12 protein-coding genes are annotated in these 11,787 nt (G+C 75.3%); 8 read left to right on the forward strand and 4 right to left on the reverse strand.

Annotated elements, in window-relative coordinates:
- Positions 1–159: 159 nt before the first annotated feature.
- Complete coding sequence (gene erm, locus KPF47_RS22725; RefSeq protein ID WP_224390869.1) at positions 160–927, reverse strand: 23S ribosomal RNA methyltransferase Erm; 768 nt, start codon at positions 925–927, stop codon at positions 160–162.
- 196 nt (positions 928–1,123) lie between these two features.
- A complete protein-coding gene (locus KPF47_RS22730; RefSeq protein WP_224390870.1) occupies positions 1,124–2,032 on the reverse strand; it encodes an enoyl-CoA hydratase-related protein in 909 nt (302 codons plus the stop codon).
- A gap of 144 nt (positions 2,033–2,176) precedes the next feature.
- Here KPF47_RS22730 and KPF47_RS22735 point away from each other — a divergent pair, with 144 nt between their 5' ends.
- The gene (locus KPF47_RS22735) at positions 2,177–2,854 is read left to right on the forward strand and encodes a hypothetical protein (protein WP_224390871.1); all 678 of its coding nucleotides are present in this window, start codon (positions 2,177–2,179) and stop codon (positions 2,852–2,854) included.
- Between the two features lie 10 nt (positions 2,855–2,864).
- On the opposite strand, the gene KPF47_RS22740 is transcribed toward KPF47_RS22735, so the two are convergent.
- A complete protein-coding gene (locus KPF47_RS22740) occupies positions 2,865–3,617 on the reverse strand; it encodes a DUF1990 family protein (protein WP_224390872.1) in 753 nt (250 codons plus the stop codon).
- Between the two features lie 58 nt (positions 3,618–3,675).
- Between KPF47_RS22740 and KPF47_RS22745 the strand changes: the two genes are divergently transcribed.
- Genes KPF47_RS22745 through KPF47_RS22755 form a run of 3 tightly spaced genes read left to right on the forward strand, consistent with a single transcriptional unit; the run spans position 3,676 to position 5,073 of the window.
- On the forward strand, positions 3,676–3,906 hold the full coding sequence (locus KPF47_RS22745) for a hypothetical protein (protein WP_224390873.1): 231 nt from the start codon (positions 3,676–3,678) through the stop codon (positions 3,904–3,906).
- A gap of 56 nt (positions 3,907–3,962) precedes the next feature.
- A complete protein-coding gene (locus KPF47_RS22750; RefSeq protein ID WP_224390874.1) occupies positions 3,963–4,628 on the forward strand; it encodes a DUF1990 family protein in 666 nt (221 codons plus the stop codon).
- Positions 4,629–4,650: 22 nt separating this feature from the next.
- Positions 4,651–5,073, forward strand: a complete 423-nt coding sequence (locus KPF47_RS22755) for a DUF5313 family protein (RefSeq protein ID WP_224390875.1) — start codon at positions 4,651–4,653, stop codon at positions 5,071–5,073.
- A 163-nt stretch (positions 5,074–5,236) separates the two neighbouring features.
- On the opposite strand, the gene KPF47_RS22760 is transcribed toward KPF47_RS22755, so the two are convergent.
- Positions 5,237–6,379, reverse strand: a complete 1,143-nt coding sequence (locus KPF47_RS22760; protein ID WP_224390927.1) for a Glu/Leu/Phe/Val dehydrogenase — start codon at positions 6,377–6,379, stop codon at positions 5,237–5,239.
- 327 nt (positions 6,380–6,706) lie between these two features.
- On the opposite strand from KPF47_RS22760, the gene KPF47_RS22765 reads away from it, so the two are divergent.
- The 4 genes from KPF47_RS22765 (at position 6,707) to KPF47_RS22780 (ending at position 11,744) form a co-directional block, all read left to right on the forward strand.
- Positions 6,707–7,657 carry a LysR family transcriptional regulator gene (locus KPF47_RS22765; protein ID WP_224390876.1) on the forward strand — a complete coding sequence of 317 codons (951 nt, stop codon included), beginning with the start codon at positions 6,707–6,709 and terminating at the stop codon, positions 7,655–7,657.
- A 70-nt stretch (positions 7,658–7,727) separates the two neighbouring features.
- A complete protein-coding gene (locus tag KPF47_RS22770; protein WP_224390877.1) occupies positions 7,728–9,329 on the forward strand; it encodes a molybdopterin-dependent oxidoreductase in 1,602 nt (533 codons plus the stop codon).
- 129 nt (positions 9,330–9,458) lie between these two features.
- Positions 9,459–10,133: a fasciclin domain-containing protein gene (locus KPF47_RS22775; protein WP_224390878.1), complete on the forward strand. Its 675-nt coding sequence runs from the start codon at positions 9,459–9,461 to the stop codon at positions 10,131–10,133.
- A 69-nt stretch (positions 10,134–10,202) separates the two neighbouring features.
- Positions 10,203–11,744: a molybdopterin-dependent oxidoreductase gene (locus KPF47_RS22780; protein ID WP_308015463.1), complete on the forward strand. Its 1,542-nt coding sequence runs from the start codon at positions 10,203–10,205 to the stop codon at positions 11,742–11,744.
- Positions 11,745–11,787: the final 43 nt, after the last annotated feature.

The raw sequence follows: 11,787 nt of genomic DNA on the forward strand, positions 1-11,787 counted from the left end.
CTGCCGGGGTGAGGCGGAACGGGGGCGGGGGCTGGTCAGCGACAGGCGTGCGACGACAGGCGGCCGTGGTCCAGCCACCGCCGCCGGGTCAGCTCCGTGCGCTCCACGCCGCTCACCCGAACAGACCGCGGTGCCCGCGCGCAACGGGTGGGACCGGAGTCACGTCCGGCCCGTGACCCGGTCGTGCAGCAGGACCCAGGCCCGCGCGTCGAGGTCGCGGGGCAGCGCCCGCGGACCGATCCCGCAGCTGCGGGCCCAGTCCCGGGCGACGACGCGACCGTGGCGCCGGGCGACGACGTCGACCACCCCGCGGCCACGGCCGGTGAACACCGCGTCGACCAGGCGCTGGTAGCCGCCCCGCGGCGCGTCGAGCAACGGGGTCGCGCGCCGCGCGACCTCCAGGACACCGCCGTCGACGGCCGGGACCGGCCGGAACGCCCGTGCCGGGACGCGGCCGTGCAGCCGGAACTCGAACCACGGCCACCAGCGGGCGGTGAGCGCGCTGGTCGGGCCGACCGCGGCGCGTTTGCGGGCGACCTCCCACTGCACCAGCAGCAGCGCGTGCCGCCAGTGCGGTGCGGCGAGCAGCCGGCGCAGCAGCGGGGTGGTCAGCGCGTAGGGCACGTTCGACACCACGTCGACGGGCCGGTCCAGGCGGGTGTGGAGCAGGTCGCCGTGCACGACGGACACGGCGTCGCCGAACCGCCTGCGCAGCCGGGCCACGAGGTGGGGGTCGAGCTCGACGGCGGTCAGCGGGCGGCCCGGCAGCCGCCGCAGCAGCGCCGCGGTCAGCGCACCGTCACCGGGGCCGAGCTCCAGCAGCGGGCGCGGCTCCCAGCTCTCGGCGACGGCCGCGAGCGCCGCGGGGACCGCCGGGTCGACAAGGAAGTTCTGGCCGTGCTCGTGACGGCCGAGTGGGCGTGACAAGGAGGCTCCCCGGTTCGGGAGCCGGACGCGCGCACGAGGGTGCGCCGCCCGGCAGGGGTACGGATACCGGCTGCTCGGACGGCGGCGCCTGGATCGGCGGGATCAGAGGTGGTGGCGCCGCCGTCGGGCGACGCGCAGGCGTATCGAGGCCACGCCGGGACCGTAGGGGTCCGGCCACCCCCGGCGCACCCGGGTTTCAGTCCACCAGGTCCGCGGGCGGCGCGGGCCAGCGCTCCACGACGTCCTCCGGGTAGTCGGCCGAGACGGTGTCGGGGAAGGCGGGCGGGCGCTTCTCCAGGAAGGCCGTGACGCCCTCGGCGACGTCGCGGCCCTGCCCGAGGTGCGCGATCGCGGCCGAGTCGGCGCGGTGCGCGTCCCACGGCGACGACGCGCCGAGCATCCCCCACAGCAGCCGGCGGGTCAGCGCGACCGAGACCGCGGAGGTGTTGTCGGCGATCTCGCGGGCGATGCCGTACGCGGCGTCGAGCAGCTCGTCGTCGGGCAGGACGCGGGAGACCAGCCGGCCGTCGAGGGCCTCGGCGGCGTCGAACACCCGGCCGGTCGCGGCCCACTCCATCGCGCGGGAGATCCCCACGATGCGCGGCAGGAACCAGCTCGACGCCGCCTCGGGGACGAGCCCCCGGCGGGCGAAGACGAACCCGAACCGGGCCGAGGCCCCAGCGAGCCGGATGTCGGCGGGCAGGGTCATCGTCGCCCCGATCCCGACGGCGGGGCCGTTGACGGCGGCGATCACCGGGGTGCGCAGCGCGGCCATCCGCATGGTGACGGTGCCGCCGCCGTCGCGCACGACACCACCGATGGTGCCGACGCCCGCGCGGTCGGCGGCGCGCTGCGGGTCGGTGGGGTCGAACGTCGCGCCGCCGCGGCCCAGGTCGGCGCCGGCGCAGAACCCACGCCCGCGCCCGGTGAGCACGATCGCGCGGACGGTGTCGTCGGCGTCGGCGCGGTCGTAGGCCGCGATCAGCTCGCGGGCCATGGTCGGGGTGAACGCGTTGAGACGGTCCGGGCGGTCCAGCGTGATCGTGGCGACCCGGTCGTGGACGTCGTAGGAGATCTCGGTGGGGGCGGGAGCGTCGGTGCTCATGATCGGCGAGTCTGCCCCGCGCCGGGCCGGGCCGACAGTGCCGGCGCCCCCGCAGCCCGGCCGCAAGTGGGCTGCAAGCGCCCGGGCGCACGGTGGCCGGGTCGCGCCGGACGGACCGGACGCGCCCCGTCGGAAGGAACCACCGTGACCCTGCAGACCTCCCCCGCCGCCCCGGCCGTCCCCGCCGTGGACCCCGCCCGGCGACGCCTGGTGGTGGGCGGTGGCGCGATGCTCCTCGCCTCCGCCGTGCTGTCGCTCGCCGGCGGCGTCGCCCACCCCGTCGTCGACGGGAACGCCCACTCCGTCGAGTCCCTGCTCGCGCCCGGGTCGCCGTGGGCGCAGCTGTCGATCTACGCCGGGGCACTGGCGCTGATGATGGGCCTGCCCGCCGCCTGGGCCTGGTTCGCCCCGCGGGCCGGGGTGCTCGGCACCCTCGGGTTCGGCCTGTACTTCCTCGGCAACGCCCTGAGCGCCCAGGGGCACCTGGTCGTCGAGGGGCTGGTGGCACCCGCGATCGCCCGGGCGGCACCGGAGCTGGTCCCCGACGACGGCAGCATCCTCGCCGCACCCGGTTTCGCGCTGCTGCAGATGGTCGGCGGCCTGGTCCTGCTGGCCGGTCTCGCGCTGACGGGCGTCGCGCTGCTGCGCACCGCCGGGGTGCCGCGCTGGATCGGCGCGGCCGCGCTGGCCGGGTCGCTGCTGTTGTTCGTGCCGCTGCCCGAGGCCCCCGTCTTCAGCGGGTTGCACGTGGAGCTGCTGCGCGGGATCGCCGTCGCGGGCCTCGGGATGGTCATGATCCGTGAGGTGCGGCCGGTCCGGTGACGCCGCGGTGTCAGCCGGCGGTCGGGAACCGCCGGGTGCGCACCGTCACGCCGCCGTCCGGGCGGCCACCCGCGAGGGCGGCCGCCCGGATGCAGGCGTGCGTCCACATGTTGAACTGCACCTCCTTGGCCACCCGCAGCGTGTTGTAGAGCACGTGCGAGAGCCGGTCCCCGGGACGTGCCCAGGACTCGATGTCGAAGCGCAGCATCTGCGGGTGGTCCGGGTCGACACGGGTGCGGAAGTCGATCCGGCCCGCCTCCAGGTGCCCGCGCAGCGTGACGAAGGAGAACTCCGTCGGTGCGGCGGCGGCCACCCGCACCGGGCCGTCCCACGGACCGGGCATCCGGATGAGGAACTCGTCGCCGACCGCCATCGCCCCGTGCTCACCCCGGGTGCGGCGGAACACCGCGAACTCCGGTGACCAGCGGTCGGGGTCGGCGGCGAGGGCCGTCATGAGCTCCTCGGGGCTGCACCGGGAGCCGCGGATGCGCACGGAGTAGCGCCGGTGCAGCAGCGTCCCGTAGCCGTCCGAGGGGCGCTGGACGTCATCGGTCCCGGCACCCTGCGGGGAGGCGGGCGGCAGGTCCGCCAGGTCCCCGACGACGTCGCTGCGGTGGATCGGGGTGGTGCGCCAGAAGTAGCGCCAGGACACCAGCACCAGCCCCACCGGCCAGCGCAGCAACGCCGACACGCGACGGGACCGCCGGTCACCGGTCACCGGGGTGGACCGTTCGCTCGCCGTGGCCGTACTGGAGGTCCGCACGGCGTAGGCATACCCCCTGTACGGGATTACATCCGCCGGGAGCGGGGAACGGAGGGCCATGACGGTCGGACGTGTCCTGCACCGGGTCGGGTTGCGCGGTGCCCAGCTCCAGTGGTTCTCCCTCGGCTCGGTGGGCTTCTCCATCGCCCTGTGGCTGCGCGCGAAGACCGTCGACCAGGACGAGCGCGGCAACGCCGAACGCCGCGCGGTCTTCGTCGGCCTGTGGCCGTCGATGTTCTGGCTGATCGGTGACGCGATGCGGCGCGAGGAGAAGGGCCTGCGGTCCTGAAGCGCCCCGCCCCCGAGGACCGTCGCACCGACCTGGACGGGCTCGCCGCACGAGGCGTGAACTTCGACGACGCCGAGACCCCCACCGACACCCACGACCCCCGATGGCACGTCGACCACGGCCGGGCCCTGGTCGGCACCGAACCGCCCGGCGACCCGGTGCCCGACGGCCCCTGGGAGCGCGCCTGCGCGGTGCTGCGCGACTACCAGTTCACCGCCCCGAGCCGGCTGCGCGGGGTGTTCCGCCCGGCCGACCCGTTGCTGGGGCGGGACATGCTGCTGGAGGGCCGGTTCGGCCCGATGCGGTTCCACCTCGGCGTCCGTGTCACCGGCCTGGTCGACGGGACCGTCGACGGCCGCCGCGTCTGGGGCTGGACCTACGAGACCCTGCACGGGCACCTGGAGGAGGGCCGGCTCACCTACGAGGTGGTCAAGGACCTCACGACCGGCGACGTCGAGTTCGTCATCCGCGCGTTCTCCCGGCCCGCACACATCCCGAACCCGCTGTACCGGCTCGGCTTCGGCCTGTTCGGCCGCGCGGTGCAGCTCGAGTTCTACCATCGGGCCGGGCAGCGGGTCCGCGAGCTCGTCGCGGCCGCGGCGGCGGGCAGACCGCTGCCGCAGCCGTTGCCGGGTGCCGACGGCGTGACCGTCGCCCCGCAGAACAGCGGACGGCACTGGACGGACCCGTTCGCCGTGCTCGTCCGCCACCCGGGTGCGTGATCCGGTGAAGGGGGAGCCCGAGATGGACGAGGAGATCCGGCGTCCGAACCCGTTCCGCTGGCTGGCCTACGCCTTCGGTGCCCGGCTGCCGCCGCGGAACCGGCGCTGGGTGCTGTACGACGTCACGACCCGTACCTGGGTCCTGCGCCATCTCGTCCGCACCACGGTGCAGCTGGTCCCGCTGCTGGCCCTGCTGTACCTGGTCGTGCCCGGCCCGCCGTGGGTGCGGCTGGGTGCCATCGCCTCGGGTGCGGTGATCGGCTACTTCTACTCGACGGTCTACGTCGTCGAGGCGTGCGAGACCCGGGTGATGAAGGCCGACTACCCGGTGGGGGCGGCCGCCGCGACCCGCGAGGCACGGCGGGCCGAGCAGCACGTCGACGCCCGGCTCCGCCACGACCACGAGTACCGCGAGGAGCGCGGCCGGGACGACCGCCGCGGCTGACGCCCCGCCCTCGGCCGCACCGGGCCCGCCCTCGGCCGCACCGCACCGCCACCGTGCCCGCCGTCGACACGCCGTGGCGCCCCGGGCCGGTGCGCGGCGCCCGGCGGACGGGGTACCGCGCGGCGGCCCGGGGCGCCACGGGTGGAGCAGGTCGGACCGGGGGTCAGGGGATGACGACCGGGCCGGTCGTCGGGGCCGGGTCGTCGGCCCAGCGGTGCCCGGTCTCGCGCGGGGTGACGCCCTCCTCGGACCACGCGGCCAGCAGCTGCGCGACCTTGGTGTGCATCACCGTGCGGAGCCGGTCGAAGGAGTTCTGCGGGTCGTCGTCGACCTCACCGAGCAGCAGCCACCAGGCCCAGGCGACCGCACCGGCGTTCGCGACGAAGTCCGGCAGCACCGGCACCCCGCGGGCGGCGAGCATGGCCTCGGCCTCCGGGGTGGTCGCGGCGTTCGCGGCCTCCACGACGACGCGGGCCCGCACGTCGTAGGAGTTGTCCGGGGTGATCGCGTAGGAGATCGCGGCCGGGACCAGGATGTCGACCTCGGCGGACAGGATCGCGGTGCGCGGCAGCTGCTCGACGCCCGCGGGCAGCCGGCTGCGGTCGATCTCGCCGAAGCCGTCGCGCAGGTCCAGCAGCGCGGGCACGTCGAGCCCGTCGGCGCAGTGCAGGGTCCCCGCGGCGTCGGCCAGGGTGGTCACCTTCATCCCGGCCTCGTGCAGGTAGAAGGCGGCCGCGCCGCCCATCGTGCCGACGCCCTGGATCGCGACCGTCGTGTCGGCCGGGATCCGGCCCCAGGACACCGCGGAGGCCAGGCAGGCGTGGGCGACGCCGTAGCCGCCGATCACGTCGCCCAGCTCGAACCCGCCGTCGACCTCGGCCGTGAGCCCGGTGCGCACCCGCTCCAGGGTCGCGGCCGGGTCGGCGGCGCGGCTGATGGCGGCGTGGTAGCTCTGCCCGAGCCCGATCCTCTCGAAGACCTCGTCGATCAGGTGCTGCGGGACGCCGAGGTCCTCCGCGGTCACCCAGTGCGCGTCGATCCAGGGACGCATGGCCTCGCAGAAGCGCTCGAGCACCTCGACGGCACGCGGGTCCTTCGGGTCGAAGTCGATGCCGCCCTTCGCCCCACCGATCGGCAGGTCGAAGGTGGCGGTCTTGTTGGCCATGCCGCGCGCGAGGTCCTCGACCTCGGACAACGTACAGCCGGCCCGCATCCGGGTACCGCCGGTGGCCAGACCCGCCCGCAGGGTGTGCACGACCAGGTAGCCGACCGCGCCGGTCACGGCGTCGTTCCACTGCAGGCGCATGTAGGGCTCGGGACGGCGGACGACCGGAGCGACGGTGGGCGCCGGGGCGCCGGAGACGTAGGGGACGGCCGTGGCCGCCGTCTGCGGGGTGCTCCCGGCCGGGTTCTGCATCGTCGTCATGGCGACCCACCTCCTGCTCGTACTGCACCGGTCGTCGCCGCCAGGGGCCGTTCCGGTCTCGTCGACATCGCGGACCTCGTCGTCCCCCCGGCGGCAGTCGTTCCCGACCGGTGGCCCCAGGTTGCGGTCGCACCCGGCCCCGCGTCCATTTACGGATCATTCACGGCGCTGTTCACCGTTCCTGCACAGCGCAATAAGCTCTGCCACATGGAGCTGTCCCTGCCCCGGCTGCGGATGTTGCGTGAGCTGCACCGGCGGGGAACGATCACCGCGGCGGCGACCGCGATGCACTACACCGCCTCGGCGGTGTCCCAGCAGCTCGCCCAGCTCGAACGCGACGTCGGGACCCGCCTGTTCGAACGGCGGGGGCGGCGGGTCCAGCTCACCGACCTGGGTGTCCTGCTGGCCGAGCACGCCGAGGAGATCCTGGCCTCGGTCGAGCGCGCCACCCAGGCGCTGGAGGAGGCGGGCGAGACCGTCGCGGCGAAGCTCAGCGCCGGGGTCTGGGCCTCGGTCGCCTCGGGCCTGCTGCCGGACGCGTTGACCGCTCTGGCCCGCACCCACCCGGGGATCGTGGTGCGCACCCGTGAGCTCGCCCCGGAGGAGACCGCGGCGGCGGTGCGCGACGGTGAGCTCGACCTGTCGTTCGTCATCGACTACTCCAACTACCCGATGACGTGGGACACCGGCCTGGAGCGCGCGGTCATCGCCGTCGAGCGGGTCTACGCGGCGGTGCCCGCCGGGGCGGTGCCCGCGGCGAGCGTGATGCTGTCGGAGCTGGCCGAGCACCCGTGGATCGTGTCGCCCGCCCGGTCGCACTTCGGACATGCGGCCCGGCTGGCCTGCCAGAGCGCGGGCTTCGAGCCGCGGATCCACCACGAGGTCGAGGAGCAGGCCACCGCGATGGCGATGGTCGCGGCCGGGCTCGGCGTCACCCTGGTGACCGACCTGGGCCTGGCGCTGCGACCGCCCGGGGTCGACATCGTCGCGCTCGGCGACGCCCTCACCCGCACCGTGTCGCTGGCCTACCGCACCACCACCGGGCGCCGGGCCGCGCTGCCGCTGGTGATCGAGGCCGTCCGGACCGCGGCGGCCCAGAAGGGACTCGGGGCGGACACGCCCGTCCCGGTGCAGCCGGAGTCACTCGGCCTGGCCTGAGCCCCGGCCCGGCACGGAATCGTCGGGAGCCGGTCGAACCGTTTCCGCCGCCGGTTCCGAAGAACTGTTCGTGCTGACCGAGAACCGGGCCGACGAGAACGGGCCACTGGCCCTTCCGTCGCGTTCCGTGGCGATCCTGGTGGAACTGCTGGCGATCGCCGCCGCGGTGGCATCGGGGCACCTCGTCGCGGCCCTGGTGGCGCCGGCGTCGTCGCCGTTCGTGGCGGTCGGCGACGCGGTCGTGCGGCTCTCGCCGCAGCCGGTCGTGGAGTTCGCCAAGTCCGCGTTCGGGACGGCCGACAAGCCGGTCCTGCTCGCCGGGATCGGCGTGCTGCTGGTGCTGCTCGGCGCCGTGGCCGGACTCGCGGCGCGCCGCCGCCCCGCGGTGGGGACCGCGGCCGTCGCCGCGCTCGGGCTGCTCGCGGTGGCCGCGGTGCTGACCGGCCCGGTGCCGGCCGCGGCGGACCTGGCCGCCCCGGTCGTCGCGCTGGTGGTGGGGGTGGCGGTACAGCGGGGGCTGGACCGCCTCGCCCGCCGGTCCGGTGCGTCCCGGACCGGGGACGGCGGCACCGGGGTCGGTGACGGGGTCCCGCGGCGCACCGTGCTCGCCGGTGCCTCGGCCGCCGTCGCCGCCGGGACGCTCGTCGCGGGCGGGGTGGGCGCGACGCTGACCTCCTCGGGCAGCGGGATCGCCGCCTCGCGGACCGCGCTGACCGGCAGGCTGGCCGCGGCGACGCTCGCCGAGACCGCGCCGCCGGTGCCGGCCTCGGCGGCGTTCCCGCAGCTCGGGACCGTTCCGTTCGTGACCCCGAACGCCGACTTCTACCGGATCGACGTCGCCCTCACGATCCCGGCGGTCCGGGCCGAGGACTGGTCGCTGCGGGTGCACGGCCGGGTGCGGCGCGAGCTCGTCCTCACGGTCGACGACCTGCTACGACGCCCGCTCGTCCAGCGCACCATCACGATGACCTGCGTCTCCAACACCGTCGGCGGGAACCTGGTGTCCACCGCGGACTTCGTGGGCGTCGAGCTGGCGCCGCTGCTGCTGGAGGCCGGGGTCGACCCGGCCGCGGACCAGATCGTCTCCACCAGCCGGGACGGCTGGACGGCGGGCACCCCGACCGCGACCGTGCTGGAGCCCGGCCGTGGCGCGCTGCTCGCACTCGGCATGAACGGCGAGTCGCTGCCGGTGGAGCACGGCTTCCCGGTGCGCATGGTCGTCCCCGGACTCTACGGCTACGTCTCGGCCACCAAGTGGCTCGCCGACCTCGAGCTGACGACCTTCGCCGAGCGCAGTGTCTACTGGCGGGACCGCGGCTGGGCCGAGCGCGCCCCGATCAAGACCCAGTGCCGGATCGACGCCCCGGTCGGGTTCGCGCAGCTACCGGCCGGACGCGTGCAGGTCGCCGGGGTGGCGTGGGCCCAGCCGGTCGGGATCACCGCCGTCGAGGTCCGCGCCGACGACGGCCCGTGGGTGCGGGCCGAGCTGGCCACCGAGGTCAATCCGAACACCTGGCGGATGTGGCGGGCCGAGCTCGACCTGTCCCCCGGCAGCCACACCCTCACCGCCCGTGCCACCGACCGCCGTGGACTCGTCCAGACCGACGTCCGCGTCGACCCGATCCCGGACGGCGCGACGGGGTGGCCGAGCACGATCATCACCGTCGTCTGAACCGTTCCACGACACCGCGAAGAAATTCCCGAAAAAACTTCCGGAACCGCCGAACCGCCCGGAACCACAGTCCGAACAATTCAACGAAGTCCACACAGGACAGACAGTTTCCTCGAAAGGGAATCAGACATGCGCGCCTCTCGCACCCTCGCCACCGTCGGCCTGCTCGCCGCCCTCTCGCTCGGCCTCACCGCCTGTGGCGGCGGCAGCGACACCTCCGCCCCGCCCGCGGCGGCCCCGGCCACCTCCTCGGCCCCGGCGACCACCGCCGCCGCCGACGGCGTCACGACCAACGACGACGTCTTCGGCCCGGCCTGCGGCCAGCTGCCGCAGGGCGACGAGCCCGGCTCGCTCGACTCGATGGGCCCGCAGCCGGTCGCCACCGCCGCGAGCACCAACCCGCTGCTGACCACCCTGGTCACCGCCGTCGGCAAGGTGCCCGGTCTGGCCGACACCCTGAACCAGCAGAAGGGCATCACCGTGTTCGCCCCGGCGAACGACGCCTTCACCGCGGTGCAGCAGCAGCTCGGCGACGAGAAGTTCAACGCCCTGCTCGCCGACACCACCCAGCTGCAGGGCCTGCTCTCCTACCACGTGACCCCGGAGCGCCTGGACGCCGCGGGCCTCGTGGAGAAGAAGACCCTGACCGAGCTGGCCGGCGGTGACCTCACCATCGGCGGCACCGCCGAGGCCCCCACCGTCACCGACGGCCAGGGCAACACCGCCAACATCCTCTGCGGCAACATCCCGACCGCGAACGCCACCGTGTTCGTGATCGACAAGGTCCTCATGCCCAAGAGCTGACGACCGAGATCGACGACCGACGGGCCCGGGGTGCGAACCCCGGGCCCGTCGGCGTACGAACACCCTGACGTGACCGTGACCCCGACCCGCACCACCGGGTCCCTCAGCCGGGCCGGGGCGGTGGTGACCGGTCTGCTCGGCGTGGGTTCGGCCCTCGCGGCGGGTGACCTGGTGGCCGGGCTGGCCTCCCCCGCGTCCTCGCCGTTCCTGACCGTCGGCGACCAGTTCGTGCGGCTGACCCCGGAGTGGCTCAAGCAGTTCGCGATCACCACGTTCGGCACCGCCGACAAGCTCGCACTGCTGACCGGCATGGCGCTGGTGATCACCGGGCTGGCCGCGGCCGCCGGGCTCGTGGCCCGGCGACGACCGGCCCCCGGCCTGGCGGTCGTGGTCGCGATGGGGGTGACCGCCCTGCTCACGACAGTGGCCGCGCCCGCGTTCCGGCCGGTCGACCTGACGGCCCCGGTGGCCGCGCTCCTCGTCGGGCCGAGCGTGTTCCTGGCGGTGCACGCCGCGTTCGTCCGGGCGAACCGGCCCCGGCGGGGCACCACCGCGGCGGTGTCACGCCGGCGGGCGCTGGGGCTGGCCGGCGGGACCGCCGTCGTCTCCCTGGCCGCGGCCGTCGCGGGGCGGCTGCTCGCCGCCGGACCGCCGTCGGCCGGGCCCGCGGCGCTCGCGCTCCCACCCGCTCCGCCGGTGCCCTCGCTCCCACCGGACGCGAGCCTGCCGGGCACCCCGCCCTGGCTCACCCCGACCGCGGACTTCTACCGGATCGACACCGCGCTGCAGGTCCCCCGGGTCGACGCCGCGTCGTGGACCCTGCGGGTGCACGGCATGGTCGAGCGCGAGCTGACCCTCTCCCTCGCGGACCTGCGGGCCCGCCGGGTCGTCGAGGTGCCGATCACGATGGTGTGCGTGTCCAACCCGGTCGGCGGCACGCTCGTCTCCAACGCCCGGTTCACCGGGGTGCGCCTGGCCGACCTGCTCGCCGAGGCCGGCATCGCGCCCGGGGCCCAGCAGCTGCTGTCCACCAGCGTCGACGGGTTCACCACCGGTACCCCGGTCGGCGTCGTCACCGACGGCCGCGACGCCCTGCTCGCCTTCGGGATGAACGGCGCCGCGCTCCCGGTCGAGCACGGGTTCCCGGTCCGGATGGTGGTCCCCGGCCTGTACGGCTACGTCTCCGGCTGCAAGTGGATCACCGACATCGAGGTCACCACCCGGGACGCGGCCACGCCGTACTGGGCCGAGCGCGGCTGGGCCCGCGAGGGGCCGGTGAAGACCCAGTCCCGCATCGACACGCCCGTCGCCGGGGCGTCGGTCCCGGCCGGACGGGTCGCGGTCGCCGGGACGTCCTGGGCGCCGCACGGCGGCATCACCCGGGTCGAGGTGTCCGTCGACGGCGGGCCGTGGGGCCGGGCCCTGCTCGGCGCCGACCTCGGCGCCGACAGCTGGCGGATGTGGCGCACCGAGATCGAACTGGTACCCGGTGAGCACACCCTGCGCGTGCGCGCGACCGACCGGACCGGCACGGTGCAGACCGAACGGGAACAGGTCTCGATCCCCGACGGCGCGACCGGCCGGCACACGGTGCCGGTCACCGCGGTCTGACGGGCGGCCCGCCCCGCGCTCCCCCGCCGAGCCGATCCGGAAG

This window comes from Pseudonocardia sp. ICBG1293 (genome assembly GCF_020131355.1).
GTDB lineage: Bacteria > Actinomycetota > Actinomycetes > Mycobacteriales > Pseudonocardiaceae > Pseudonocardia.

Excerpts from the sequence above, each read along its gene's own strand:
- KPF47_RS22730 (WP_224390870.1), bottom strand. The coding sequence starts at position 2,032 with ATGAGCACCGACGCTCCCGCCCCCACCGAGATCTCCTACGACGTCCAC.
- KPF47_RS22745 (WP_224390873.1), top strand. The coding sequence starts at position 3,676 with ATGACGGTCGGACGTGTCCTGCACCGGGTCGGGTTGCGCGGTGCCCAG.
- KPF47_RS22755 (WP_224390875.1), top strand. The coding sequence starts at position 4,651 with ATGGACGAGGAGATCCGGCGTCCGAACCCGTTCCGCTGGCTGGCCTAC.
- KPF47_RS22760 (WP_224390927.1), bottom strand. The coding sequence starts at position 6,379 with ATGCGCCTGCAGTGGAACGACGCCGTGACCGGCGCGGTCGGCTACCTG.
- KPF47_RS22765 (WP_224390876.1), top strand. The coding sequence starts at position 6,707 with ATGGAGCTGTCCCTGCCCCGGCTGCGGATGTTGCGTGAGCTGCACCGG.
- KPF47_RS22775 (WP_224390878.1), top strand. The coding sequence starts at position 9,459 with ATGCGCGCCTCTCGCACCCTCGCCACCGTCGGCCTGCTCGCCGCCCTC.